The sequence below is a fragment of the Pseudomonas sp. SYWMCR5 genome (genome assembly GCF_057197165.1).
The window spans coordinates 264883-291173 of record NZ_JBXUNH010000004.1 but is presented as its reverse complement, the minus strand read 5'-3'; the positions used below and the strand labels follow the sequence as shown (position 1 = coordinate 291173).

The 26291-nt window shown below is 63.5% G+C and carries 26 protein-coding genes; 8 read left to right on the top strand and 18 right to left on the bottom strand.

Annotated features, from left to right (window positions below):
* The first annotated feature begins 5 nt into the window (after positions 1-5).
* The gene (locus AC2CGW_RS13955) at positions 6-698 is read left to right on the top strand and encodes a pseudouridine synthase (RefSeq protein ID WP_186710656.1); all 693 of its coding nucleotides are present in this window, start codon (positions 6-8) and stop codon (positions 696-698) included.
* A 9-nt stretch (positions 699-707) separates the two neighbouring features.
* On the opposite strand, the gene AC2CGW_RS13950 is transcribed toward AC2CGW_RS13955, so the two are convergent.
* On the bottom strand, positions 708-3776 hold the full coding sequence (locus tag AC2CGW_RS13950) for an efflux RND transporter permease subunit (protein ID WP_484574179.1): 3069 nt from the start codon (positions 3774-3776) through the stop codon (positions 708-710).
* 6 nt (positions 3777-3782) lie between these two features.
* On the bottom strand, positions 3783-4883 hold the full coding sequence (locus AC2CGW_RS13945; protein ID WP_186668630.1) for an efflux RND transporter periplasmic adaptor subunit: 1101 nt from the start codon (positions 4881-4883) through the stop codon (positions 3783-3785).
* 183 nt (positions 4884-5066) lie between these two features.
* On the opposite strand from AC2CGW_RS13945, the gene AC2CGW_RS13940 reads away from it, so the two are divergent.
* Complete coding sequence (locus AC2CGW_RS13940; RefSeq protein WP_186668632.1) at positions 5067-5702, top strand: TetR/AcrR family transcriptional regulator; 636 nt, start codon at positions 5067-5069, stop codon at positions 5700-5702.
* Positions 5703-5785: 83 nt separating this feature from the next.
* On the opposite strand, the gene AC2CGW_RS13935 is transcribed toward AC2CGW_RS13940, so the two are convergent.
* Positions 5786-6568 carry a class I SAM-dependent methyltransferase gene (locus AC2CGW_RS13935; RefSeq protein ID WP_186710653.1) on the bottom strand — a complete coding sequence of 261 codons (783 nt, stop codon included), beginning with the start codon at positions 6566-6568 and terminating at the stop codon, positions 5786-5788.
* Between the two features lie 94 nt (positions 6569-6662).
* On the opposite strand from AC2CGW_RS13935, the gene AC2CGW_RS13930 reads away from it, so the two are divergent.
* A complete protein-coding gene (locus AC2CGW_RS13930; protein ID WP_186668636.1) occupies positions 6663-7286 on the top strand; it encodes an energy transducer TonB in 624 nt (207 codons plus the stop codon).
* A 1-nt stretch (position 7287) separates the two neighbouring features.
* On the opposite strand, the gene AC2CGW_RS13925 is transcribed toward AC2CGW_RS13930, so the two are convergent.
* The 7 genes from AC2CGW_RS13925 to ppc all read right to left on the bottom strand — a co-directional run bounded on the left by AC2CGW_RS13925 (position 7288) and on the right by ppc (position 14436).
* Positions 7288-7977 (bottom strand): extensin-like domain-containing protein, encoded by a 690-nt coding sequence (locus tag AC2CGW_RS13925; RefSeq protein ID WP_288374454.1) that lies wholly within the window; start codon positions 7975-7977, stop codon positions 7288-7290.
* Between the two features lie 6 nt (positions 7978-7983).
* The gene (locus AC2CGW_RS13920; RefSeq protein ID WP_186668640.1) at positions 7984-8814 is read right to left on the bottom strand and encodes an isocitrate lyase/PEP mutase family protein; all 831 of its coding nucleotides are present in this window, start codon (positions 8812-8814) and stop codon (positions 7984-7986) included.
* Between the two features lie 27 nt (positions 8815-8841).
* Positions 8842-9711 (bottom strand): DUF72 domain-containing protein, encoded by an 870-nt coding sequence (locus AC2CGW_RS13915; protein WP_288374451.1) that lies wholly within the window; start codon positions 9709-9711, stop codon positions 8842-8844.
* 3 nt (positions 9712-9714) lie between these two features.
* A complete protein-coding gene (locus AC2CGW_RS13910) occupies positions 9715-10011 on the bottom strand; it encodes a hypothetical protein (protein ID WP_186668644.1) in 297 nt (98 codons plus the stop codon).
* Positions 10012-10142: 131 nt separating this feature from the next.
* Complete coding sequence (gene tsaB, locus AC2CGW_RS13905) at positions 10143-10811, bottom strand: tRNA (adenosine(37)-N6)-threonylcarbamoyltransferase complex dimerization subunit type 1 TsaB (protein ID WP_186710648.1); 669 nt, start codon at positions 10809-10811, stop codon at positions 10143-10145.
* 87 nt (positions 10812-10898) lie between these two features.
* Positions 10899-11549 carry an adenylate kinase gene (gene adk / locus AC2CGW_RS13900; RefSeq protein ID WP_484574178.1) on the bottom strand — a complete coding sequence of 217 codons (651 nt, stop codon included), beginning with the start codon at positions 11547-11549 and terminating at the stop codon, positions 10899-10901.
* Positions 11550-11808: 259 nt separating this feature from the next.
* Complete coding sequence (gene ppc, locus AC2CGW_RS13895; protein ID WP_288374447.1) at positions 11809-14436, bottom strand: phosphoenolpyruvate carboxylase; 2628 nt, start codon at positions 14434-14436, stop codon at positions 11809-11811.
* Between the two features lie 157 nt (positions 14437-14593).
* On the opposite strand from ppc, the gene AC2CGW_RS13890 reads away from it, so the two are divergent.
* From AC2CGW_RS13890 to lptF, 3 genes are all read left to right on the top strand, one after another.
* The gene (locus AC2CGW_RS13890; protein ID WP_186710644.1) at positions 14594-14938 is read left to right on the top strand and encodes a pilin assembly protein; all 345 of its coding nucleotides are present in this window, start codon (positions 14594-14596) and stop codon (positions 14936-14938) included.
* Positions 14939-15182: 244 nt separating this feature from the next.
* Complete coding sequence (locus tag AC2CGW_RS13885; protein ID WP_054895063.1) at positions 15183-15596, top strand: DUF4398 domain-containing protein; 414 nt, start codon at positions 15183-15185, stop codon at positions 15594-15596.
* 50 nt (positions 15597-15646) lie between these two features.
* A complete protein-coding gene (gene lptF, locus AC2CGW_RS13880) occupies positions 15647-16429 on the top strand; it encodes a lipotoxin F family OmpA-related lipoprotein LptF (protein WP_186668660.1) in 783 nt (260 codons plus the stop codon).
* Positions 16430-16495: 66 nt separating this feature from the next.
* Here the strand turns inward: lptF and AC2CGW_RS13875 are convergent, their stop codons facing one another.
* The 7 genes from AC2CGW_RS13875 to prfB all read right to left on the bottom strand — a co-directional run bounded on the left by AC2CGW_RS13875 (position 16496) and on the right by prfB (position 23161).
* Positions 16496-16822, bottom strand: coding sequence for a PA3694 family proteiin (locus tag AC2CGW_RS13875; protein WP_063543336.1), 327 nt, complete (start codon positions 16820-16822; stop codon positions 16496-16498).
* Complete coding sequence (locus AC2CGW_RS13870) at positions 16819-17742, bottom strand: alpha/beta hydrolase (RefSeq protein ID WP_288374443.1); 924 nt, start codon at positions 17740-17742, stop codon at positions 16819-16821. Before AC2CGW_RS13870 ends, AC2CGW_RS13875 begins: the two co-directional genes overlap by 4 nt.
* Positions 17714-18991, bottom strand: a complete 1278-nt coding sequence (locus AC2CGW_RS13865) for a flavohemoglobin expression-modulating QEGLA motif protein (protein WP_186668664.1) — start codon at positions 18989-18991, stop codon at positions 17714-17716. Before AC2CGW_RS13865 ends, AC2CGW_RS13870 begins: the two co-directional genes overlap by 29 nt.
* Before the next feature lie 62 nt (positions 18992-19053).
* Positions 19054-19602: a LolA-like protein gene (locus AC2CGW_RS13860; RefSeq protein ID WP_186668666.1), complete on the bottom strand. Its 549-nt coding sequence runs from the start codon at positions 19600-19602 to the stop codon at positions 19054-19056.
* A gap of 30 nt (positions 19603-19632) precedes the next feature.
* Positions 19633-20385: a TetR/AcrR family transcriptional regulator gene (locus AC2CGW_RS13855; protein ID WP_186710640.1), complete on the bottom strand. Its 753-nt coding sequence runs from the start codon at positions 20383-20385 to the stop codon at positions 19633-19635.
* An 84-nt stretch (positions 20386-20469) separates the two neighbouring features.
* Positions 20470-21972 carry a lysine--tRNA ligase gene (lysS, locus tag AC2CGW_RS13850; RefSeq protein ID WP_054895070.1) on the bottom strand — a complete coding sequence of 501 codons (1503 nt, stop codon included), beginning with the start codon at positions 21970-21972 and terminating at the stop codon, positions 20470-20472.
* 93 nt (positions 21973-22065) lie between these two features.
* Positions 22066-23161, bottom strand: a protein-coding gene (prfB, locus tag AC2CGW_RS13845; protein ID WP_186668670.1) for a peptide chain release factor 2 whose coding sequence is annotated in 2 segments (ribosomal slippage) — positions 22066-23088 and positions 23090-23161 — 1095 coding nt in all. Because the reading frame shifts where the segments join, the coding sequence is not laid out codon by codon here.
* Positions 23162-23434: 273 nt separating this feature from the next.
* On the opposite strand from prfB, the gene AC2CGW_RS13840 reads away from it, so the two are divergent.
* Entirely contained in the window at positions 23435-23809 is a 375-nt protein-coding gene (locus AC2CGW_RS13840; protein WP_288374441.1) for a hypothetical protein, read from the top strand.
* 194 nt (positions 23810-24003) lie between these two features.
* A complete protein-coding gene (locus tag AC2CGW_RS13835; RefSeq protein WP_186720680.1) occupies positions 24004-25203 on the top strand; it encodes a hypothetical protein in 1200 nt (399 codons plus the stop codon).
* A gap of 38 nt (positions 25204-25241) precedes the next feature.
* Here AC2CGW_RS13835 and AC2CGW_RS13830 read toward each other — a convergent pair whose 3' ends face one another.
* A complete protein-coding gene (locus AC2CGW_RS13830; protein ID WP_288374438.1) occupies positions 25242-26246 on the bottom strand; it encodes a response regulator in 1005 nt (334 codons plus the stop codon).
* Positions 26247-26291: the final 45 nt, after the last annotated feature.

Sequence of the window (26291 nt, the reverse complement as noted above, 5' to 3'; positions counted from 1 at the left end):
CTACGATGCGCCTCGATCGATTTCTCGCCAACTTCCCCCAGTACAACCGCCAGCAGGTGCGCTTGCTGCTGGTGCAGCGCCGTGTGCGGGTCGACGCACAGCCGGTGATAGATCCGCGACACGAGGTGCGTGAATTCAGCCGGGTCGAGGTCGATGAGCAGTTGTTGCAGGCCGGGCGCCCGGCACGCTACCTGATGTTGTACAAGCCCGCGGGGTGCGTCAGCGCCACCCGCGACCCGCAGCACCCCACCGTACTCGACCTGCTGCCGGCCGACCTGCGTGACGACCTGCACATCGCCGGGCGCCTGGACTACAACACCACCGGGCTGATGATCCTGACCAATGACGGCCAATGGTCACGCCGCCTGACCCAACCGCGCACCAAGCAGGCGAAGGTCTATCAGGTCGAGACCGAGGACGAAATCGGCGCGCACTACATCGAAAAGTTCCGCGAAGGCTTCTACTTCGCCTTCGAAGACCTCACCACCCTGCCCGCCCAACTCGACATTCTTGGCCCGCGCAGCGCGCGACTGGCGATCGTCGAAGGCCGCTATCACCAGGTCAAGCGCATGTTCGGCCACTTCGACAACAAGGTGATCGGCCTGCACCGCGAAAGCATGGGGCCCATCAGCCTGGATCCGGCCCTGACGCCAGGCGCGTTCAGGGCCCTGACCGCCGAGGAAATCGCGGCGGTCTGACGGTCGACCTCAGGCGCTCTTCTTCACCCTGAACCAGGCCGCATACAGCGCCGGCAGGAACAGCAGCGTCAAGGCCGTCGCCACGATCAAGCCCCCCATGATAGCCACTGCCATCGGCCCGTAGAACACGCTGCGCGACAGTGGAATCATCGCCAGCACCGCGGCCAATGCCGTCAGCACGATGGGCCGGAAGCGCCGCACCGTAGCCTCGATGATCGCCTGCCAGCGGTCCAGCCCAGCGGCGATGTCCTGCTCGATCTGGTCCACCAGGATCACCGAGTTACGCATGATCATCCCTGCCAGCGCGATGGTGCCGAGCATCGCCACGAAGCCGAACGGCTGGCGGAACACCAGCAGGAACAAGGTCACACCAATCAGCCCCAACGGTGCGGTGAGGAACACCATCACCGTGCGCGAGAAACTGCGCAGCTGGATCATCAGCAGGCTCAGCACCACCACGATGAACAACGGCATGCCGGCGTTCACCGAGCGCTGGCCGCGCTGGGCATCCTCCACCGTGCCGCCGACCTCAAGCAGGTAACCGTCGGGCAATTGCTCGCGCACCTGCTGCAGGGTCGGCAGGATCTGCCTGACCAGGCTGTCCGGCTGTTCCTTATCGTAGATGTCGGCACGCACGGTCACCGTCGGCAGGCGATTGCGGTGCCAGATGACACCCTCCTCGAAACCGTACTCCAGCGTCGCCACCTGTGACAACGCCACGCTCTGGCCGTTGTCGGTCGGCAGCGCCAGACTGCCCAGGCCCCCAATGTCGCTGCGCTCCTCGCGAGTGCCGCGCAAGAGAATTTCGATCAGTTCGTTGTCCTCGCGGTACTGGCTGACCGTGGTGCCCGTCAACGAGCTTTGCAGGAAGCTCGACAGCTGCGCGGTACTCACGCCGAGCGCGCGGGCGCGGTCCTGGTCGATTGCCAGGAACACCGCCTTGCTCGGTTCCTCCCAGTCCAGGTGCACGTTGACCACGTGCGGGTTCTCGCGCACCTTGACCGCCACCTCTCGGGCCAGGGCGCGCACTTTCTCGATGTGTTCGCCGGTGACCCGGAACTGCACCGGGTAACCCACGGGCGGGCCGTTCTCAAGGCGCGTGACCCGCGAGCGCAATTGCGGGAATTCCTGGTCAAGGGTGGTAATGGCCCAGCTGCGCAGGGCTTCGCGGTCCTTGAGCGACTTGGCCAGCACCACGAACTGGGCGAAGCTCGCTGCCGGCAGTTGCTGGTCCAGCGGCAGGTAATAACGCGGTGAACCGGTGCCGACGTAGGCCACGTAGTTCTCGATACCATCCTGCTGCTTGAGCAGCGCCTCCAGGCGCTTGACCTGCTCGGCGGTGTTTGCCAGCGAAGCACCTTCGGCCAGCTTCAGGTCGATCATCAGCTCAGGCCGCGCCGATGCCGGGAAGAACTGCTGGGGCACGAAGCGGAACAGCACGATGCTGCCGACGAAGGCGGCAATGGTCAGCACGATCACCGTCTTGCGACGACGCACGCACCACTCCACCACCTTGCGCACACGTTGGTAGAACGGCGTGGCATAAGGGTCGGGCGTATGCTCGCCATTGCCGTGACGCGCCGCATGGCGCTTGGCCAGGTCCGGCAGCAGGCGGTCGCCCAGATAGGGGACGAACAATACCGCCGCGACCCACGAGGTCAGCAACGCGATGGTCACCACCTGGAAGATCGAACGGGTGTATTCGCCGGTGCTCGACGCGGCCGTGGCGATCGGCAGAAAGCCTGCGGCGGTGATCAGCGTTCCGGTCAGCATCGGGAAGGCGGTACTCGACCAGGCATAGCTTGCCGCCTTGAGCCGGTCGTAGCCCTGCTCCATCTTGATCGCCATCATCTCCACGGCAATGATCGCATCGTCCACCAGCAGCCCCAGGGCCAGTACCAGCGCCCCCAGCGAAATCTTGTGCAAGCCGATGCCGAAGTAGTGCATGGCAGCGAAGGTCATGGCCAGCACCAGCGGGATCGCCAGGGCCACCACCAGCCCCGTGCGCACCCCCAGCGAGAAGAAGCTCACCAGCAACACGATGACCAGTGCCTCGACCAGCACCTGGATGAACTCGCCGACCCCGGCCTTGACCGCTGCCGGCTGGTCGGACACCTTGCGCAGCTCCATGCCCGCCGGCAGGTCGTGCGCGAGCCGGGCGAACTCGGCTTCCAGCGCTTTGCCCAGTACCAGGATGTCACCGCCGTCCTTCATCGACACAGCAAGGCCGATGGCATCCTCGCCCATGAAGCGCATGCGCGGCGCAGGTGGGTCGTTGAAGCCGCGATGGACCTCGGCAACATCGCCGATGCGGAAGGTACGATCGCCCACGCGGATAGGGAACTGGCGAATCTGCTCGACGCTGTCGAAGCGCCCGCTGACCCGCAGTTGCAGGCGCTCGCTGGGCGTTTCGAAGAAGCCTGCGGTGCTCACCGCATTCTGCTCGCGCAACGCCTGCTGCACCGCGGCCAGCGGCACCCCCAGGGTCGCCAGCTTGGTGTTGGACAGCTCGATCCAGATCTTCTCGTCCTGCAAGCCGATCAGCTCGACCTTGCCCACATCCTTGACCCGCTGCAGCTGGATCTGGATGCGGTCGGCATAATCCTTGAGCACTGCATAGTCGAAGCCTGCCCCGCTCAGGGCGTAGATATTGCCGAACGTGGTGCCGAACTCATCGTTGAAGAACGGCCCCTGCACCTCAGGCGGCAAGGTGTGACGAACATCCGCGACCTTCTTGCGGATCTGGTACCACAGCTCGGGAATTTCGTCCGAATGCATCGAGTCGCGAGCCATGAACGTGACCTGGGACTCCCCCGGACGGGAGAACGAGACGATCTTGTCGTACTCGCCGGTCTCCATCAGCTTCTTTTCGATGCGCTCGGTGACCTGTCGCGACACCTCTTCAGCGGTGGCACCAGGCCACAACGTACGCACGACCATGGCCTTGAAGGTAAAGGGTGGATCTTCACTCTGTCCCAGCTTGGTGTAGGACATAGCGCCAATGGCCGCCAACAGGATCATCAGGAACAGTACGATCTGGCGATTGCGCAGCGCCCAGGCGGAAAGGTTGAACCCCATCGGGACTTACTCCTTGCTCGCCAGGTTCACCACACGGTTGCTGCGATCGACCGGCCGTACCTCCTGGCCTTCGCGCAGCACGTGGCCACCTGCGGCGACCACCCAGTCGTTGACGCCCAGCCCTTCGAGCACCGGCACGCTGTCGGCACCGTAGGGGCCGAGACGAACAGGCGCACGCTCCAGCCGATTGTCCTTGCCCACTCGCCAGACATAGGCCTGGCCCTGCTCGGCAGTCACCGCCGACAGCGGCACCGACAGCGGCGAGCGTTCGGCATGGGCGATGTACACCCTGGCGCTCTGGCCCAGCTCTGCCGGGGCTTGCGTCGATGTGAAGGCAATTCGCGCAGCGAAGGTGCGCGAGCGTGGATCCGCGGCCGGCGACAGCTCGCGGATACGCCCCTCGAAGCGCTGCTCGGGGTGCGACCAGAGTTCGACAGTTACCGCCTGCCCCACCGTGAAGCGGGCAAACTGTTGCTCGGGCAGGCCGATGGCCACCTCACGTTCGCCATCGGCTGCCAGGGTGAATACTGTCTGCCCAGCCGCAACCACCTGGCCCACTTCGACCTGGCGCTTGGCGATCACACCGTTCTGCGGCGCCCGCAGCACAGCGTATTCCGCCTGGTTGCCGGCCACGTCGAATTGCGCCTTGGCCTGCTTGAGGCGGGCAAGACCCGCACGGTAGAGGTTCTCGGCATTGTCGAACTGGGAATGGCTGACCATCTGGCGGTCAAGCAGCTTCTGGTAACGGTCGCGTTCGGCACGCACCAGCGACAGGTTCGCCTCGGCGGCGGCCATCTGCGCGCGGTTGGCCTCCAACTGCAGGCGCACGTCCTGCGGATCGAGCTCGGCCAGTGGCTGGTCGGCCTTGACCCGCTGCCCTTCCTCGACCAGGCGCTTGCTGACCTTGCCGCCGATACGAAACGCCAGCTCCGGCTCGAACCTGGCGCGTACTTCGCCCGGATAGCTGTTGGCCGAAGCGCCGGTGGGCTGGGGCTGGATCACCAGTGCCGGACGCGGGGCCGCAGGTGCCGCGGCCTCCTGGCCACAGGCAGTGAGCAGCAAGACGCAGGCAAGGGGCAGGACGAGGGGCGACGCACGACGCAACATGATGAATAACCTTTCGCAGAGGACGCATCGAATAATTATACTGGCGGGTATATTAAGTCAGGGAACCGACGCCGGGAAGCGGGTGCCAGACAGAAAAAATGTATTTATCCCGCGACGTGCGTAGCAGCCGCGAGCCGCGCGACTCGGTAATATGAGCGCTTCATCAGACAGACACGGACTCCAATGCCCATCGACGCACCCACAGGCCCTGGCCGGCCCAAGGATCTCGCCAAGCGCGAGGCCATCCTCGAAGCCGCCAAGTCGCTGTTCCTCAGCCTTGGCTACGCCAACACCAGCATGGATGCGGTCGCTGCGGCGGCAGGTGTTTCAAAACTCACGGTCTACAGCCACTTCAACGACAAGCAGACCCTGTTCGGCTCGGCGGTCATGGCCACCTGCCAGACGCAACTGCCCGACCTGATCTTCGAGCTGCCCGAGGGCGTGCCGATCGAAGACGTGCTGCTCAAAATTGCCCGGGGCTTCCAGGCGCTGATCAGCAGCGACGAGTCGGTCAAGCTGACGCGCCTGATCATGGCTTTGGGGAGCCAGGACCCGGGGCTTGGGCAGTTCTTCTACGAGGTGGGGCCCAAGCGGGTGCTGGCCGAAATGGAGGCGCTGCTGCGCTGCGTCGATGCACGCGGGTTGCTGCGGATGGAGAATCCGTTGCGCGCGGCCGAGCATTTCTTCTGCCTGATCAAGGGCGCCGCCGATTACCGGCTGTTGCTCGGTTGCGCACCGCCGCTGGCCGGAGAGGAAGCCGAGCAGCATGTGCGCGAGGTGGTCGGGGTGTTCATGCGGGCGTATAGCAGCCACCTGTAGGAGCGGGCTTGCCCGCGAAAAGTACACCGCGATGCATGGCACCGGCTTTGCCGGTGTTCGCGGCGATTCGGCGCCCGCTTACCCTAAGCCTTCAACGCCTTCTTCGGGTAGATATCGTAGCGACTGGACTTGCCCTCCAGGCTATGGCTCGGCTTTGGCCCGTCGATGATCGGTGCCTTGCGTGGGCGCTTGACCACGACCCGGTGGCTGGCCAGCGCCAGCGCGGCCTCCAGCAATGCCGGAGCATCCAGATCGTCGCCCACCAGCGGGCGGAACACGCGCATTTCCTTCTTCACCAGTGCGCTCTTGTCACGGTGCGGGAACATCGGGTCGAGGTAGATCACCTGCGGCGCCTCGCCCTGCCAATCGCGCATGCGTTCGATGGCATTGCCCGTCAGCAAGCGCATGCGCTCGACGATCGGCGCCACTTCAGCATCCAGGCGCCCACGCGCCAGGCCATCCTCGAGCAACGCAGCAATCAGCGGCTGGCGTTCGATCAGGGTCATCTGGCAGCCCAGGCTCGCCAGCACGAAAGCATCCTTGCCCAACCCCGCGGTGGCATCCAGCACCTGAGGCCGAACGCCTTGGGCGATACCGACCGCCTTTGCGATCATCTGCCCATTGCCGCCGCCGAACAGGCGTCGATGCGCCGCCTGCCCTTCGACGAAATCCACCCGCACCGGACCGGGGGCCTGCGGCCCCAATTGCTGGATCTGCAGACCATCAGCGCCGATCTGCACGGCGAACTGCGCCGAGTCATCCTCCTGCGGCAGGCCCAGACGCTGCGCCCAATCCTGCGCCTGCGCCTGGAACGGCGCCGACAGCGCCTCGACCCTGATACCTGTGCCCTGCTCTTGCTCTGCCATCCGAACCCGCACTCGAAAAAATTAATGAAACCCCGGCCACGGCCGATAAAAGCTCTATCCGCTATTCTGCCAGAGCACAACGCGCGCGACTGCCATGTCAGATACTCTTCCCATCGGTTTGACCTACCTGTCGCCAGTCGGCAACTACGGTCGCCAGAATACCCAGGCACTGGGCGGCGTCAGCCACCTGTGGCAGGACTTCTTCGCCCGCGCGATGGCCGAGCAGTCCGCAGAAGAGCAGGACAGCTTCAGCCAGGCCTTGACCCGCCAGTACGACAAGGACAGCGGCGAGCCACTGGGCGGCGCCAAGGCGCTGGCATTGATCGAGATTCAGCGCGCGCTGCCGGTTCAGGATACCGAGGTGCGTCCGCCCGAGCCGCTGTTCCTGCCCAAGGCAGAACTGGAAGCCAACCTGCTGGAGCCGGCGCCCGAACCCTTCAGCGCCAGCGAACTGATCGAACAGCAGCGCCAGCTCGACCTCAATGGCAGCTGGCTGCGCCCGCTGGTGATGAACCAGGGCCATCCCTCGCCCGAGCCGGGCCCGGCGCCTTCGCCGCGTCCGCTGCACCTGCCGATCGCCGAACTGGAGAAGTACCTGCTCGAACCGGCTCCGGAACCCTTCGACGACGCGACCCTCGCCAAACAGCAAAACGACCTGGAATTCGATACCCACTGGGCCCGCCCTGTGGTGCTGAACAACGTGCGCGTACACGCCTGAGTCAGCGGCAGACCTGCCAAAGCCCCGCGTCCAGATGAAAGTGATTCGCGTGGGCAGCGTTGTAGTCAGGCCCCAGCACCGTACTGAAGCTCTCGCAGGCCGCATCGCGCACTTCGCGCAGGAATTGCGCCTTCGCTCCCCCCGCCTGCCAGTCTCGCGCCAGTACGATGCGCTGGCCATCCTTCAAGCGAAAGCCACTGATGTCCAGGGCATTGGCCGTGGCGTGCTGGCTGAGCCGCCCCTGCTCGCGATGATAGATATTGCGACAGGCAAAGCTGCCCAGGTGATCCACCTGTGCCACCGACTGACCGAACACACGTTGCGCCGCAGGCTGCAAGCCGTGGGTCTCGAACAGCGCATAGGCCACCGCCAGCGGACAACTGGCGAGAAAGCTGCTGATCAGGCGCGCCTCGCCACCTTCGATACGCCACACATTGCGTAACGGGCAACGCGCCGTTTCCGGGCTGTCGGCCTGTTCTCGATAACGCAGCGCAGACGTTTGCAGTGCCTGTCGACACAAAGCCGGGTCGTCACGCAGACGTGACAGCTTGTAGGCCGTCAGCAGGTTCGGCGGCTGACGCACATCAAGCGCCGCCCAGGGATTCCAAGCCGCCGGTGGACGCCAGCCCAGATACCAGGCAAGCGCACCTGCGGCCATCAGCCCGCCCAGCACCATCGCCAGCAAGCGCATGGCCGGTCAGCGTCGGAACAGGTCGTTGAGCTGGGCGAACGGCATCGCCTGTTCGCCATAGCTGAAGGTGCCCTGATCCCGAATCTCCAGCGCCGCACGCTGGAACGCGCCCAGTGCCGCACGCGCCAGCGACGAGCCGACGCTGATCCGGCGCACGCCCAGGTCCTGCAACTGATTCACGCACAGCGGCACACCCGCCATGCCCAGCAGCACATTGACCGGTTTGGGCGCCACCGCCTGCACCACTGCACGAATCTCGTCGACACTGCGCAGGCCTGGGGCGTAGAGCACATCGGCGCCCGCCTCGGCGAACGCCTGCAGGCGTTTGATGGTGTCATCCAGGTCCAGGCGCCCGTGCAGGAGGTTTTCCGCACGGGCGCACAGGGTGAAAGGAAATGGCAGGCTGCGGGCCGCCTGAACTGCGGCGCGGACACGCTCGACGGCCAGGCCAAGATCGTGGATGGGGGCGTCGCTGCGACCGGTGGCGTCCTCGATCGAGCCGCCCACCAACCCAGCCTCGGCCGCGCGCAGGATGGTCTGCGCGCAGTCTTCGGGCAGGTCGCCGAAACCGTTCTCCAAGTCTGCGGCCACCGGCAGGGGTGTGGCATCGACGATGGCCTGGGCATTGGCCAGGGTATCGTCGAGGCTCAGTGCACCCTCGGCGTCAGGTCGGCCCAGACTGAAGGCCAATCCTGCGCTTGTGGTGGCCAGAGCTTCGAAGCCCAGCGCCGCCAGCAGCTTGGCGGACCCGGCATCCCACGGGTTGGGAATGACGAAGGCGCCATCACGCTCGTGCAACTTCTTGAAGGCTTCGGCTCGCAGGGTTTGCACATCCATGATCAGGTCTCCGGCAGGGTCTGGGGGTCAGAGTAGTCCCAGCTGTTCGACCTCAGGTGCGCGCGGCAATTCCGGCAAGGCCGCCAGGCCCGGCAACCGCACCATGAGGCGTTGGTGAAAATGCTGGGCCAGCGCAGCAGCCAGGCGGTTGTCGGAGGTATGCAGGAAAATGTACGGGCAACGCCCCTCTTCGATCCAGCCAGCGATCTTGTCCACCCAGGGTGTGAGAAAACTTTCGTTGGCGGCCAACTCCGGATGACCGATGAAGCGCACCTGCGGGTGCTGGCTGAAGGCGGCCGGACGCGGTGGCACCTTGGGCTTCTTGGCCTGCGCGTGCAGCACCGCTGGGTCGCGCGACGTGCAACTGAACAGCGCCCGCGGATCCAGGCAGATTCGCTCCACACCGCGCTCATGCAACAGCCGGTTGAGCAGACGCTCCTCATCGCCACGGGCGAAGAAGGCATCGTTGCGCACCTCGACGGCCACCGGCACACCGATCTCGTCGAGGAAGTGGCTCAGTTCCGCCAATCGCGCCGGGCCGAACAGCGCCGGTAGCTGCAGCCAGTAGGGAGATACTCGCTCGCCCAGCGGCGCCAGCAGGCGGGTGAAGTCCAGCGCGGATTCGAGCTGATCACGCAGGTCGCCAGCATGGCTGACGTCACCGGGAAACTTCGCAGTGAAGCGAAACTGCCGGGGCATGACCTGGGCCCAGCGCTCCACCGTGGCAGACGCAGGACGGGCGTAGAAGGTGGTGTTGCCCTCGACCGCATTGAACACCTGGCTGTACAGGCCAAGGTACTCAGCAGGGCGAGCGTCGGCGGGATAGAGGTAGTCGCGCCAGGCGTTCTCGCTCCAGGACGGACAACCGAGGTGATAAGGCAGAGGCGATGGATTCATCCATCAAATGTACAGGTCCAACCCCAGCACTTCCATCTCCCAGTCGGTGAAACCCGCGGTGCTGAGGTAGCTGGCCAACGCGGTGGCGGTGCGTCTGTCGCGGGCGCGGGGGAACACCATGTCCTGCTGGCGCGCTGGCAGGCCAGCGCTGCGGCGGTTGGCGCGGGCGATCTGCTCGGCTTCGTGGTCTTCGACGTCCTCGATGACCTGCGCATCGTCGATGCTCTCGTCGCGCACCGATGCTTTGCGCGGTGCGCGCTTGACCGGGTAGGACTGTGAGGAGAAACCGTCGATGCGCATGATGGGTGCACTCGGGAGCGATGATGGCAATCTAGCAGCATCAGGCGTCCATCACCAATGCGCGTGTGATAACTGGACCACAGATCGCGCAAAAGGTTTTATCTCGAACGGCAATAGCCGACGAACTGCACTCAGCGCGCCTTGGGCGTGGCGACATTATCGCGCAGATAGACCGGTTGCGCCTGTTCGGCGACGACCGCCTCGCCCCGCGCCCAGGCATGACCGGCCAGGCTGAGGATATCCAGGGCATGCGGCAGGGCCTGGGCATCGCAGCGCTCGACCTGAACGCCCAGACGCTCGCCATAGCCCCAGCCGGTGCCCGCACCGAACCACTGGCCACCCTCGGGCAGTACGACCCGCTCAGGGGCGATCACCCGCTCCTGGTCGAGCAGGCGCATTTCGCCATCGTGCGCCTGGTAGCAGCCCCAGTACACTTCATCCATGCGTGCATCGATGGCCGCGGCCACCTGCTGCACACCATGCTGGCGCAGCGCCCCCTGGGCCAGGGCGGCGAGGTTCGACACCGGCAGCACCGGCCGTTCGAGGGCGAATGCCAGCCCCTGGACCACACCGATGGCGATGCGCACACCGGTGAAGGCCCCAGGCCCACGGCCAAAGGCGATGGCATCCACTGCGCTCAGGGCGACACCGGAGTCGGCGAGCAACTGCTTGATCATCGGCAGCAGCTTCTGCGCGTGCTGGCGCGGGATCACCTCGTAATGGCTGGTCACCTTGCCGTCATGCAGCAGGGCGACGGAACAGGCTTCGGTGGCGGTATCCAGGGCCAGCAGGGTGGTCATCGAACGTGTATCCAGGCGAAAGGGAAAAGAGCGGCAGTATAAACGACAACGGCCCGCAAGCGGGCCGTTGTAAAACGCAGAGGGCGATCAGCTCAGGGCTGCCAGCACCTTGGCGGTGATCGACTCGACCGAGCCGACGCCTTCGATGTGGGCGTACTTGGGCTTGCCGGCGTTGGCGGCCGACAGCTTCTGGTAGAAGTCCACCAGCGGCTTGGTCTGGCTGTGGTAGACCGACAGGCGGTGACGCACGGTTTCTTCCCTGTCGTCGTCGCGCTGGATCAGGTCTTCGCCGGTGACATCGTCCTTGCCTGCCACTTTCGGCGGGTTGTACTGGATGTGGTAGGTGCGGCCCGAGGCCAGGTGCACGCGGCGACCGGCCATGCGACCGACGATCTCTTCGTCGTCCACGGCGATTTCGACCACGGCATCAATGTCGACACCGGCAGCGACCATGGCTTCGGCCTGCGGGATGGTGCGTGGGAAACCGTCGAACAGGCAGCCCTTGGCGCAGTCTGGCTGAGCGATGCGCTCCTTCACCAGGCTGATGATCAGATCGTCGGAAACCAGCTGGCCGGCGTCCATGACTTTCTTCAGTTCCAGCCCCAGCGGGGTGCCGGCCTTGACAGCGGCACGCAGCATGTCGCCGGTGGAGATCTGTGAAATACCGAACTTCTCGGTGATGAACTTTGCCTGAGTACCTTTACCGGCCCCGGGAGCTCCCAGCAGAATTACGCGCATCTTGTGCTCCTCATATTTTTTTATTGCAAATCAATGGATTCGGCGTTCAGGGCCAAGTCCGGAAAATCGGATCAGACCGGAAAATCGGTCAAAAGGCTGCTCAAGATACACAGCGCCCGGCAGCCAGACAAGCGTTCCAAAATTGCACGAACGCCCATCTGGCGCCCTTCTGCCGAGCAGGTTGCACCCATCGCAACCTACCCCGATGCATCCCCCGGCTGCACCACCGTACAACCCGGTGCGGCGCTGCCCGACGGCCTCAGCCGGTGTTGCGCAAACCGGCGGCAATACCGGCCACGGTCACCAGCAGGGCCTGCTCCAGCGGGCTGTCCAGAGCGGCTTCGCGCACCCGCGAACGCGCCAGCAGTTCCGCCTGCAGGCGGTGCAGCGGGTCCAGATAGGTGTTGCGCAGGCTGATGAATTCCAGGGTCTCCGGGCTGTGCGCCAGTAGCACCGGCTGGCCGGTCAGGCCCAACACCACCTGGCACGACTGCGACAATAGGTCGCGCAGATGTGCCCCCAAAGGCAGCAGCGCCGGTTGCACTAGACGTTCGTCGTAGGCCTTGGCAATTTCCGCATCGGCCTTGGCCAGCACCATCTCCAGCATATCGATGCGAGTGCGGAAGAACGGCCATTGCTCACGCATCTGCCCCAGCAGCTCACCCTGGCCACGCGCCAGGGCATTGCCCAGCGCGGTTTCCCATCCCAGCCAGGCAGGGAGCATCAGGCGCGTCTGGGTCCAGCCGAAGATCCACGGGATGGCCCGCAGGCTTTCGATGCCGCCCGCCCGGCGCTTGGCTGGCCGACTGCCCAACGGCAGGCGCCCAAGTTCCTGCTCCGGGGTGGACTGACGGAAGTACTCGACGAAATCAGGGTTCTCGCGAACCACCGCGCGATAAGCCTTCACCCCATCGGCGGCGAGCTGGTCCATCAGTTCGCGCCAGGCAGGCTCGGGCGGTGGCGGCGGCAGCAAGGTCGCCTCGAGCACCGCCGCCAGATAGAGATTGAGGTTCTGTTCGGCGATCCCCGGCAGGCCGAACTTGAAGCGGATCATCTCGCCCTGTTCGGTCGTGCGGAAACGCCCCGCCACCGACCCTGGCGGCTGGGAAAGGATCGCCGCATGGGCCGGGCCACCGCCACGGCCGACGGTGCCACCGCGGCCGTGGAACAGCAGCAGCTCGACCTGGTGTTCACGGCAGATGCGTACCAGGTTTTCCTGCGCCCGGTACTGCGCCCAGGCTGCCGCCGTGGTACCGGCATCCTTGGCCGAGTCCGAGTAACCGATCATCACCTCCTGCGGCCCGTGCAGCCCGGCGCGATAACCGGGCAAGCCAAGCAGGCGCGCCATCACCGGGCCCGCGTTGTCCAGGTCAGCAAGGGTCTCGAACAGCGGCACCACGCGCATCGGCCGGGTCAGCCCGGCCTCCTTGAGCAGCAATTGCACCGCCAGCACATCGGAGGCGGCGCCCGCCATGGAGATGACATAGGAGCCCAGAGAAGCCGCGGGCGCCGCCGCGATCTCGCGACAGGTGGCGAGCACCTCGGCGGTCTCCGCCTGGGGCTGGAAGTGGGCGGGCAGCAGCGGCCGGCGGTTTTTCAGCTCGGCCTGGAGGAAGGCGATACGTTGTTCTTCATCCCACTCGGCATAACGCCCGAGCCCCAGGTACTCGGTGATCTCCGACAGCGCGTCGCGGTGCCGGGCCGCATCCTGACGCACGTCCAGGCGCACCAGGAACAGGCCGAAGGTCACCGCCCGGCGCAGGCAGTCGAGCAACGGACCATCGGCGATCACCCCCATGCCACAGGCATGCAGGGACTGATAGCACAGCTGCAAGGGCTCGATCAGTTGGCGATTGTCGACAAGCACTTCGGCACTTGCAGGCTGCGGGCCGGCCAATGCGGCATGGGCCCAGGCCCGGGTGGCACGCAGACGATCACGCAGTTGCTTGAGGAAGGCGCGGTAGGGCTCGGCGCTGTCACCCACCTTGGCGCGCAGGGCGTCGCTGGCCTGTTGCATGGACAGTTCGGCGGCGAGGTAGTCGATATCGCGCAGGAACAGGTCGGCCGCCATCCAGCGTGCCAACAACAGCACCTCGCGGGTGACCGAGGCGGTGACGTTGGGGTTGCCATCGCGGTCGCCGCCCATCCACGAGGCGAAACGCACTGGCGCCGCCTCCAGCGGCAGGTGCAGGCCCGTGGCCTCGAACAACGCCTTGTCGACCTTGCGCAAGTGGCTGGGAATCGCCTGCCACAGCGAATGCTCGATCACCGCAAAGCCCCATTTGGCCTCATCGACCGGCGTTGGACGGGTGCGGCGAATCTCCTCGGTGTGCCAGGCTTCGGCGATCAACCGACGCAGGCGTTCGCGCACCTGCTGGCGTTCGGCCGGCGTGAGGTCGCGATGGTCCTGGGCGGCAAGCTGCGCGGCGATGGCGTCGTACTTCTGGATCAGCGTACGCCGCGCCACCTCGGTGGGGTGGGCGGTGAGTACCAGCTGGATGTCCAGCTTGGCCAGTTGCCGGGCCAAGGCATCGTCGGCGTGCCCGGCCTGCTTGAGCCGCGCCAGCAACTCGGGCAATGCGCGGTCCTCGAATGGTGCCGGCTGGTCGGCGCCACGGCGATGGATCAACTGGTACTGCTCGGCAATGTTGGCCAGGTTGAGGAACTGGTTGAAGGCTCGGGCGACCGGCAACAGGTCATCGTCTGCAAGATCGCCAAGCGTGGAGCTCAACTGCTCGGCCGCGCCACGGCGATCGGCCTTCGCGCTGTGACGAATATCCTCGATCTTCTGCAGGAATGCCTCGCCATGCTGCTGGCGGATGGTCTCGCCCAGCAGTTCACCCAACAGATGGACATCCTCACGCAAGCGCACATCGATATCGGTCATTGGCTCTCCTTATCGCGCGGTCCACCCGCGCTGCCGCCCAGGTCATTGCTCCAAGAGTGCCCACAGGCGCCCCCGCAAGGCAAGCCGGGATCGGCCAATGCAACTAAAGTGAAGAGACGGCCCTCACAGCTCATGTCACGGTTCTACAGAGGTCATCATGAAAATCCGCGAGCTCGCACAACACTGGGAACAGAACGCCGCTGGCACCCTCAGCCCCACCGGGCACCACCTGCACCTTGACCTGGAATCCGAGGCGCGCCTGGCCGCGTTGGTCGAGATGTACCCCAAGCGCACCACCGAAGAACTGCTCGGCGAGCTGGTCGCCGCCGCGCTCGAAGAACTCGAAGCCAGTTTCCCCTACGTGAAGGGCCAGCAGGTGATCGCCACCGATGAAGAAGGTGATCCGCTGTATGAAGATATCGGCCCCACGCCACGCTTCCTAAGCCTGTCGCGGCGGCATCTGCAGGACCTGAGCCAGCCGCTTCCCAAGCGCGACGCCTGAGCCGGAAGGCCAACGAATACTGCCCCGCGCGGCAATAGTTCCGTAGGAAAAGTACTGACCGACCAGTCAGAAATAATTACGAAGCCTACGCAACTTTTTCTGAACTATTCTGAAAACGCTCAAGTCGGAGCCAATAGCCATCACGCAAAAACCCTGCACGCATGGTGTTTGGCCTTGGACTCGAGCACATGTGTATGTCAGGGAGCGATGGACTGCTACGGACATCGTTATCAGGAGTGATCCAATGGAGTTGACCACCATGAAGACCCGCACCGAAAAATTCCCGTCCAACTCTCTGCGCGGGCTCAAGCTGGCCGCGCTGGCGCTTGGCAGCAGCCTGGTACTGGCTGGCTGTGCTGGCAACCCGCCGACCGAGCAGTACGCGGTGACCCAGTCTGCCGTGAACTCTGCCGTCAGCGCAGGCGGCACCGAGTTTGCCGCCGTGGAGATGAAAGCGGCGCAAGACAAGTTCAAGCAGGCGGAAATCGCCATGCATGACAAGAAGTACGACGAAGCCAAGCGACTGGCCGAACAGGCCGAATGGGACGCCCGCGTCGCCGAGCGCAAGGCACAGGCAGCCAAGGCCCAGAAAGCCGTGCAGGATGCCCGCCAAGGCGTTCAGGACGTACGTGAGGAAGGCCTGCGCAGCGCCCAGTGAGGCCTGCCCGGTATTCCCCTGCCTTCGTTATCGATCAAAGGATGAACACTATGCGCAATTACGTAATGATCCCTGCCCTGTTGGCCCTGAGCGTCGGTCTGGCTGCGTGCTCGCACGACCCGAACGCCAACCTCGAATCGGCCCGCACCAACTTCTCGGCGCTGCAGAGCGATCCGCAGTCGAGCAAGCTGGCAGCCCTCGAGACCAAGGACGCCCAGGACTGGCTGAACAAGGCCGACAAGGCCTACATGGATCGCGAAGATGAGAAGAAGGTCGATCAACTGGCCTACCTGACCAACCAGCGTGTCGAAGTCGCCAAGCAGACCATCGCCCTGCGCACCGCAGAAGCCGATATCAAAAACGCTGCGGCGCAACGCGCCCAGGCCAAGCTGGAGGCCCGCGACGCGCAGATCAAGAAACTGCAGGACAGCCTCAACGCCAAGCAGACCGACCGCGGTACGCTGGTGACCTTCGGCGATGTGCTGTTCGACTTCAACAAGGCCGACCTCAAGAGCAGCGCCCTGCCGAACATCACCACCCTGGCCAACTTCCTTCAGGAAAACCCTGAGCGCAAGGTGATTGTCGAGGGCTACACCGACAGCGTCGGTTCGGCGAACTACAACCAAGGCCTGTCGGAGCGTCGCGCCGAAAGCGTACGCCGTGCGCTGGTGCGTGCCGGCATCGACCCATCCCGCGTAGTCGCCCAGGGTTATGGCAAGGAGTATCCGGTCGCGGACAACTCCAGCGCCTCGGGCCGTGCGCAGAACCGTCGTGTGGAGGTGACCATCTCCAACGATAACCAACCGGTCCAGCCACGTGCTGCGATTCGCTGATACGCGCTGTGAGCGATATGAAAAACCCGCCTTGATGGCGGGTTTTTCATGTGCGCAAGATCAGATTCACTGTACCTGCTGCGGCGTGTCCTGGCCCATGCAGCGGATCGCACGCTTGCGGTTATCGACCAGCACGCCCGTCAGGCCCTTCTGCTGAGTGTCGAACAACACCAGCACACCCTCGACGCACTGCGCCACCTGCGGCGATGGATCGAGGGAAACCCGGTAGTCCTCACCCGGAATCGTCTTGAGCATGGTGTAGTCCTGCAGCAGCAGGGCATCCTCGGGCTTGGCGAAATGCAGGTAGCCGTAGTACCACAAGGCACCCACCGTCACGATGATGCTGCCGACACCGGTCAGGATCAGCGGGATGGCGTTGCGTTCTTCACTCATTGCGCATTCTTCTCGTCAGGGTAGTTCGGGACCTCCGCCAATCGGCGCAGGCCGTTGAAGTGGCTGGGGTCGTCGAGGAAGCGCAGCATCACCTGACGCCAGGTCGGGTCGGCGAAGGTCTGCACATGGTCGCCACGGGTCAACTGCAACACGCGCGGCGGCGGGGCATGCTGGTACAGGCGGATACCGTTGGCCATGGGCACCAGGTTGTCATCGATGCTGTGGAAGAACAGCTTGGGCGGGCTGTCCAGGCGTTCGATGGAGTGGATCGCGCTGTCAGCGTCGGGCACCAGCCACGACAGCGGCACCTGAAGCGGCCAGGTCATCCACGACGTACTCAGGGCGAAGCGCCCGACGTCGCGGTAACTCGCCGGCACCCCATCGAAGACCAGCGCACTGAAACGCTGGCGCTGCTCGGGATGGCCGGCCAGGTAATGGATGGCCATCGCACCACCCAGGCTCTGGCCCAGCAGCACCAGCGGCTTGCCCTGCACTTCGGGCGCCTTGCCCAACCAGCCCAGCGCAGCATCGATATCCTGGTACACCGCCGGCAGCGTCGGCGTGCCCTGGGACAAACCATAGCCACGGTAGTCGATCATCAGCACCTGATAACCCTGCTCGGGCAGCCAGTAACTGCCGCCCAGGTGCCAGGCCAGGTTGCCACCATTACCGTGCAGATGCAGCACCGTGCCCTTGACCTCGACGCCCGCCTTGGCCGGCAGCCACCAACCATGCAGGCGGGTGCCATCCTGGGTGGTCAGCGTGACATCGCGGTACTGCAGGTGCGCGCGCTCGGGGGTGAACGGCTGGCCCGGCTCTGGATAGAACAGCAGGCTGCTGCAACCGGCCAGGCAAGACAACCCGAGCCCGAGCAACAGGGTGCGGCAGCGCTCAGAGAATGTTCGCGTAGTCGGCTTCAATGCGATCCAGGCTCAGGTGATTGAGGAAGTTGGAGAAACACATCCAGGCCGACAGCGCGTTGAGGTCACGGAACTGTTCGGGCAAGTACTTCGGCGGCGCCACCAGGCCCTCCTCGACCAGTTGGCGCAAGGTGCGCATGTCTTCCAGCGTGGTCTTGCCGCAGAACAGCAGCGGAATCTGCTCCAGCTTGCCTTTCCTCACGGCCAACTGAATGTAGTTGTAAACCATGATGAAACCTTTGAGGTAGGACAAGTCCTTGGTGAACGGCAGACCATTGGGCACCGAGCCGCGGAATACTCGGCTGGCATTGCCATAGCTTTCGGCCATTTCGAAACCCTGGCCCCGGAAGAACTCGTATACCTGCAGGAAGTCCGCGCCCTGCTCCACCATGTGAATGGCGCGGGTGCGGTTGGTCAGCTTGCGCAAGCGGCTGGGATAGGAGGCGAAGGCGATCACCTCCATGAGGATGGCCAGGCCCTCCTGGGTCACGGTCGACGAGGGCGGGCCCTTGGCCAGGAAGGTGCAGATCGGCTGGTTGAGGCCATTGAGCGTGGTGCCCACATGCACCAGCCCTTCGTGAACCTCCAGCGCGCGGACGTCGCGGCTGTTGAACATGGCGTCGGCACGCACCTTGATGTAGTCGGCACCGGCCGCCGCATCGGCGACGATGCCATCGGACTCGAACACGCGGATGGTTTCTTCCGCCTCGCCGAAGACCTTGTTCAGGCGGCGCTGGAGGATCTCCACCGCTTCCTTGGCAGTAAGGTTTTTCGGCTCGTCCTTCAGATCGCCACGCCCATCGATGTTGTTCAGGTAGTCCGAGAGCATCAGCCCCAGGTCGGCCAGGGTCGGGTCACCTGCGTGGAAGGCGTCGGAGGCGGCGCCATACAGCTCCTGGGAGATCAGCCCGAAATCCTCGGTGCCGCGCGCCTCGAGCATGCGCACCACCATGCGGTACTCGCGGCACATGCGCTTCATGATCTGCCCGACCGGGTTGAACTGGCCGAGCTGGCGGATGATGTCGCGCTCGATGGCCTGGAACTCGGCCTTCACCGCGCTGGAGTCGAACGACAGAGGGCGGCTGTGGTAGTACGCATGGTCTACCGCTGGCGGCTCCTTGCCCTTGGCCTTGAGAAAACCCTGGCGAATGCCGTCGTCCCATTTCACCGCGTCCAGCACCCGGATCGGGGTCTGGGCCGCGACGATACGGTCGGACAATGTGCGGATGGTTTGCTGGTATTCGTCCAACGGAGACTCCTTGCAAGGGCCTATTCGCGGGCAAGCCCGCTCCTACAGGTACGCGGTATCCGCTATTTGCCGGCCCGCTGGAACCGCGCCACCTCGACGAACAGGTCGGAGTTGGCGGGGTCGTCCAGATAGGCCAGCACCCGCTCGGCGGGGCTGTCGATCAGGACGCCCGGGCCATTGTCTTCGGGCACCTCGGTACTGCGACCGCTCAATTCCTTGTTGTCCACGGCCTGCTGGACTTGCTCGACATCGAGGTTGTAGAGCACCAACTGCTTGCCATCGACGACTTCGAAACCGCCAATCAGGAACTTGCCGCCCAGGCGCTTGGGCACGCCTGCCGACAGGTACCAGCGATTGCCATGGCGCGAAACGCTGAAGGTGTAATCCTCGGGCGCCTTGCCCTGGGCGCGGGCCACGGCCTTGTAGGTGTTGCCGCCAACGCGGCTGATGGTCAGCTTCAGTGGCTGGCCCCAGGCGTCCTTGCTGCTCCATTGGCCCAGCAAGGCCTTGGGGGCTGGTTCGTTACTGGCCAGCGGTTCGTCGAAGGTCACCAGACACCCGCCCAGCAGCAGGAACGACAAGGTCAACAACAGCACACGCCAGGCTTTCATCAGGTTCTCCTTGAAAAGGTCGGCTGCGCCTTAGACCGCGGCCAGCACCAGGTGCAGGTAACGGGTAAGGATAGCGAGCATCTGCCCATCGGCCTGGGCATTCGCTTCTTTGAGCAGCCCTTGATATTCCATCTGCTCGATGATGGCCGTCAACACCAGGGCGTCCTGCTCGGGCTGGCGCGAGCCGACCACCTGAAGCATCTGCCGCGCGCCATGCAGCAGGATCTGCTCGTGGGCCCGCACCAGCTCGGCCAGGCGCGGGCACAGCAGCGCCTCCTGGCGGAAGGCCTGCTCGGCCATGAGGAAGTCGCGCCGGTTGCACAGCTGGCGGGTGACGTAGTCGGCGGTCATGCGCGCCACTTCGTCGGCAAGACGTGCACGGGACTGCGGGCTGCCGTCGCCCTGGGCCAGCAGCTGGCGCAGCACAACCTCGGTGTTGGCCCACAGCTTGGCCATGTAGGCGGCGCTGCGCTCGACGTACTGGGCGAAGGTATCGGTGAGCAGGTCTTCGATATCCTTGAAGTAATAGGTGGTGGCCGACAGCGGCACCTCGGCCTCTGCCGCCACTGCACGGTGGCGCACACCGCGCACACCGTCGCGCACGACGATGCGCATGGCGGCGTCGAGAATCTGCTGGCGGCGTTGCTCGCTGCCCTGGCGACTGGTCTTGCGACCTTGGTACTGCACGCTCTCGGCGACGGCGTTGGCTACGCCGGCGGCGCCTTGCTGGGCGTTTGCGGGGGGCACGGTGGGGACCTCGGTGTCTGTCTGGGGGATGTTCATTGTCTGTCCCGCGATAGGGCCGGTACAGACACTACACAGCCAAGCAAGAAAAAGCCGCCCCTGGAGGCGGCTTTTTCAATTCACTCAAGCCTGCGGACGCATGTGCGGGAACAGGATCACATCGCGAATCGACGGCGAGTTGGTCAACAGCATCACCAGGCGGTCGATACCGATGCCTTCACCGGCGGTCGGCGGCATGCCGTATTCCAGGGCACGCACGAAGTCGGCATCGTAGTGCATGGCTTCGTCGTCACCGGCGTCCTTCTCGGCAACCTGCGCCAGGAAGCGCTCGGCCTGGTCTTCGGCATCGTTGAGCTCGGAGTAGGCGTTGGCGATCTCGCGGCCACCGATGAACAGCTCGAAGCGATCGGTCACGGCCGGATTGTCGTCGTTGCGACGGGCCAGCGGCGACACTTCGAACGGATACTCGGTAATGAAGTGCGGCTGCTCCAGCTTGTGCTCGACCAGCTCTTCGAAAATCATCACCTGCAGCTTGCCCAGACCTTCGTGCCCCAGCACCTTGGCACCGGCTTTCTTGGCGATGGCGCGGGCCTTGTCGACGTCCTGCAGGTCGGCGGCAGTCAGCTCGGGGTTGTACTTGAGGATCGAATCGAACACCGACAGGCGCGCGAACGGTTCGCCGAAGTGGAATACCTTGTCGCCGTATGGCACGTCGGTAGTCCCCAGGACCAACTGCGCCAGCTCGCGGAACAGCTCCTCGGTGAGGTCCATGTTGTCGCGGTAGTCGGCGTAGGCCTGGTAGAACTCGAGCATGGTGAACTCGGGGTTGTGCCGGGTCGAAACGCCTTCGTTACGGAAGTTGCGGTTGATCTCGAAGACCTTCTCGAAACCACCGACAACAAGCCGCTTGAGGTACAGCTCCGGCGCGATGCGCAGGAACATGGCCATGTCCAGGGCGTTGTGGTGGGTTTCGAACGGCTTGGCCGCAGCGCCGCCAGGGATGGTCTGCAGCATCGGCGTCTCGACTTCGAGGAAGTCGCGCTCGATCAGGAATTTGCGGATATGCGAGATCACCTGCGAACGCACACGGAAGGTGTGGCGGGTTTCCTCGTTGACCATCAGGTCGACGTAACGCTGGCGATAGCGCTGCTCGGTGTCGGTCAGGCCGTGGTGCTTGTCCGGCAGCGGACGCAGCGACTTGGTCAGCAGGCGCACGTCGGTCATCTCGACGTACAGGTCGCCCTTGCCCGAGCGAGCCAGGGTGCCTTCGGCGCTGATGATGTCGCCCAGGTCCCAGGTCTTGACCGCGGCAAGGGTTTCTTCGGGCAGGGTCTTGCGGTTGACGTAGACCTGGATGCGCCCGGTCATGTCCTGGATCACCATGAACGAGCCACGGTTGAGCATGATGCGACCGGCAACCTTGACCGGGATCGCGGCTGCTTCCAGCTCTTCCTTGGTCTTGTCCGCGTACTGTTTCTGCAGGTCGTTGCAGTAGCTGTCGCGACGGAAGTCGTTGGGGAAGGCGTTGCCCTTGGCACGCTCGGCGGCAAGTTTTTCCTTGCGCAGGGCGATCAGGGTGTTTTCTTCCTGTTGCAGGTCTTGCGATTCGGTCTTGAGGTCGCTCATGTCGTCATTGTTTCCATCAGGTATTCGGTGCCCCTGTCGGGCAGGGCACGCGATACGGGCCCATGGCCTCGTATCGCGGCGGTGGTGTGCGGTTTACAGCCCCTGCTTGAGGCTGGCTTCCAGGTACTGGTCGAGGTCGCCGTCGAGGACCTTCTGGCAGTCACTGCGCTCGACACCGGTACGCAGGTCCTTGATACGCGAGTCATCGAGTACATAGGAGCGGATCTGGTGACCCCAGCCGATATCCGACTTGCTGTCTTCCAGCGCCTGCGAGGCGGCGTTGCGCTTCTGCATTTCCAGCTCGTACAACTTGGCCCGCAGCATTTTCATGGCGGTATCCTTGTTGGCGTGCTGGGAGCGTTCGTTCTGGCACGCCACCACGGTATTGGTCGGCACGTGGGTGATACGCACCGCCGAGTCGGTGGTGTTGACGTGCTGACCACCCGCGCCGGAGGAACGGTAGGTGTCGATGCGCAGGTCGGACGGGTTGATCTCGATCTCGACCTTGTCGTCGATCTCGGGCGAGACGAACACCGCCGAGAAAGAAGTGTGGCGACGGGCACCGGAGTCGAACGGGCTCTTGCGCACCAGGCGGTGCACGCCGATTTCGGTACGCAGCCAGCCGAAGGCGTACTCGCCCTTGATGTGCACGGTGGCGCCCTTGATACCGGCGACTTCACCTTCGGACAGCTCGATGATGGTGGCGTCGAAACCGCGCTTGTCGGCCCAGCGCAGGTACATGCGCAGCAGGATGTTGGCCCAGTCCTGCGCCTCGGTGCCACCGGAGCCGGCCTGGATGTCCAGGTAGGCGTTGTTCATGTCCATCTCGCCGCTGAACATGCGACGGAACTCGAGCTGGGCAAGGTTTTCTTCCAGGCCTTCCAGTTCGGTCACAACGTCGCCGACGGCAGCTTCGTCACCTTCCTCGACCGCCATGTCGAGCAGGTCCTGGCAGTCGACCAGGCCGTTGGACAGCTTGTCGAGGGTCTCGACCACTTGCGCCAGCATGGCACGTTCGCGGCCCAGGGCCTGCGCGTACTCCGGCTTGTTCCAGACGTTGGGGTCTTCCAGCTCGCGGTTGACTTCGATCAGACGATCAGCTTTGTGATCGTAGTCAAAGATACCCCCGAATGGACTGGGAACGTTCGGTGAGGTCCTTGATGGTGTTCAGGATCGGTTGGATTTCCATGGCTTCTGGCTACTCGCACGAATTCGGTGAAAAGCCCGCGAGTATAACCCAGTCCGAGCCAAGGCGGCAGACCCGTCGGGCGCCGCACTTCGGCAAAAGTGATCAGCACCGAACGCTGGCAGGGGGTAACGAGCGAGCGCGGGAACGTCGATTGCAAACCTCTTCGACCTAGTATTTTTGTCAGTAGATAAGTACCACAGCCTATGCACTAATGAGCTTGCAGGCACCACCAACATTGACAAGGTCAGGCGCAGTTGCGCAAGGAGACATACAATGAACAGTGTAACTAAAGCAGCGACTGAAGAAGATGTATACAACCCCCCTGAGGTTCCGGACTTCAAGGATAACAAGATCTATTTGGATAAGTTGGGAGAAGAACTCAAGGTCACCTTCGAGTATGACGACATTGCGGAAGGCCACACAGTAGGCATGCGCTGGCGTGGGAATGCGACGTACGACCTGCCTCTGCAGAAAGTGAAAGATGAGAAAGTCATGACGTTCGTCATTCCTTATGGTGTGGTCAAAACAGACCTCGGCAACAAATGGACATCAAAACTGACGGCCAGCGTAGGTATTCCTGGGAAGCCGCTCTCGATCAGCAAAACACTCGAAGTCCGGGTTTTTGAATCAGAAGATAAAAAATCTTAATACCCGGAGGGCACAACAAAGTCATTAGCCTGCTCACCCTCAACTTTATTGCGCCCTTCTGATTTCGTGGAGCGCTGGCGTACACGCCAAACTAACGTCAGCGTCACCATGACCGCTTCTATCTCACGAACAAGGAAGTCATGATGATAATGCCAGTAAAGCCATGTACTTACCGCATAGGCCCAAGTGCTCTGTTGTTGGCGCTGCTGGCGATGACCGCTTGCCAGACTCACCAGGCAGAAACACCTGCGGTGGCGGCGATCCAGTCATCGACTCAGGCGGCGACCCAACTGGAACTGTACCGCCCGCGCTTCCCCAACTCCGGTTCCAGCACCGTGGATGTCGATGCCATTGGCGATTCGGTCACCGTCAGCTTTCTCTACAAGCCCATGACGCTGAACGATACGGTGGGCATGCGCTGGAAAGGTCGCAGCGAATGGCTTGCAAAAACTCAGGTCGTCAAGACCCCCAATGTACCGCTGATGTTCCAGATTCCCAGAAGCGAAATCGCCAAGGATATTGGAAGTACCGCCGTGGTCACGGGCAGTGTCGGTGTCGGCGGTAATCCGCTGCTCATCTCGCCGCCGTTCAACGTTCGGGTGACACAAACCGGTACCGACCCCGGTTCAAGAATTGCCGCTAATCTGAATGCTCGTTACAACGCCAGGGAAAATACTTGCCCGGGAAATCTGCCTGCCTACTACTGTAATGGCATCATCATTCGCTCAGTGGACGACGGCCCCTTCAACCCGTGGGACCCGAGCCCATCCGCAATTAAACTGGGTGCCGTGTCCTTCTCTTACTTTCGCGTCGATTCCGTTGTGAGCAATTTCTACCGGGATGCAGGATTCATCTTCCTTCCGCAAGCCGAGGCTGCCGCAAAAGGCAAGGGTATGGAGTACCTGTGCATCTACGCCTATGATGCAGCGACGGCAGTCGGCGTTCGCTCTGGCAAGGGCTGTGGCCTGAAACCGCGAAGCGTGGCAGCGGCAGACCTCAGCACCTGCGCCAGTGTAAACGTGACAACGGAGGCCACCTGGTATGCGTACTCCAGCAAACTGCCCGACCGAAACTATCAATGCTCACTGAGTACCCAGAATGCCGCACAGTTCGCGATCAGCTACAAGGTACGCAGCAATCCACCGCCGAACATCAAAGCGGCCTGGAATGAGTTGATGGTGAATCTTTGGCCGCAGAACTATGGTGCCCAGCTGCCAATCGAGGCGTTCTTCTACAAGGTCGGCAACAGCGCTTCGCTCAACAATGCCAAGTCATTCCAGACCAAGTTCAAGGCCAACACCGGGATATGGGTACCGGTAGTGGCGCTGAACCTGAAACAGCTCACCCACTCACCGTTCAGCTACAACAAAGCCGATCAGGCCGTTCAGCCTTGAGGGCGGGCAAGTGCAGATTCATTTCATGCAGAACCGCGTCATGCAATGCCAACCTGGTTACGCCCACTATTCTTGGCCAGGTAAAGCCCCTTGTCTGCGGCAGAGATCAACTGCCGACAGTGGCTGCCCACCATCGGTGTCTGGGTGGCCAATCCGATGCTTACCGTCAGGCGCGCATCGGATTGCGGGGCATTGTGCGGAATATTCAGGGCGAGCACAGTCTGACGCAGTTTTTCCGCAATCAGCCGTGCACCACCCGGCGAGGTGTTGGGCAGCACCAGAGCGAACTCCTCGCCGCCATAGCGCGCCGGCAAGTCGCTTGGGCGCGAGCAGGAGCCGCGGATTGCCTCGGCCACCTGGCGCAGCGCTTCGTCACCGGCCAGATGACCGAAGCCGTCGTTGTAGGCCTTGAAGTAGTCGACATCGATCATCAGCAGCGACAGCTGCTGCTGCTCGCGCATGGCGCGGCGCCACTCCAGTTCCAGGTATTCGTCGAAATGGCGGCGGTTGGACAGCCCCGTCAGGCCATCGGAGTTCATCAACCGCTGCAGCATCAGGTTGGTGTCGAGCAACTGCTGCTGGCTGACGCGCAGGGCGCGGTAGGCCTCGTCACGCTGTAGCAGGGTGAGGTAGGAGCGCGAGTGATAGCGGATACGCGCCACCAGCTCGATGGTGTCCGGCAGCTTGACCAGGTAGTCGTTGGCCCCGGCGGCGAAGGCCGCACTCTTGACCAGCGGGTCTTCCTTGGTCGACAGGACGATGATCGGGATATCCTGGGTCGCCGGGTTGTTGCGGTACTCGCGCACCAGCGTCAGGCCGTCCAGACCCGGCATGATCAGGTCCTGGAGGATCACCGTCGGCTTGATGCGCATGGCCTGGGCCACTGCCTGGTGTGGATCGGCACAGAAGTGGAAGTCGATGTTCTCCTCGTGGGACAGCCCACGACGCACCGCCTCGCCGATCATCGCCTGGTCGTCGACCAGCAGGACCATCGCGGCGCTTTCGTTGATCGTCGTGAAACCATCGATCGGTAGGTCATTCATCCCTATTCACCAGGTCACTACCGGCCAGGCGGCGTGACTCAATAC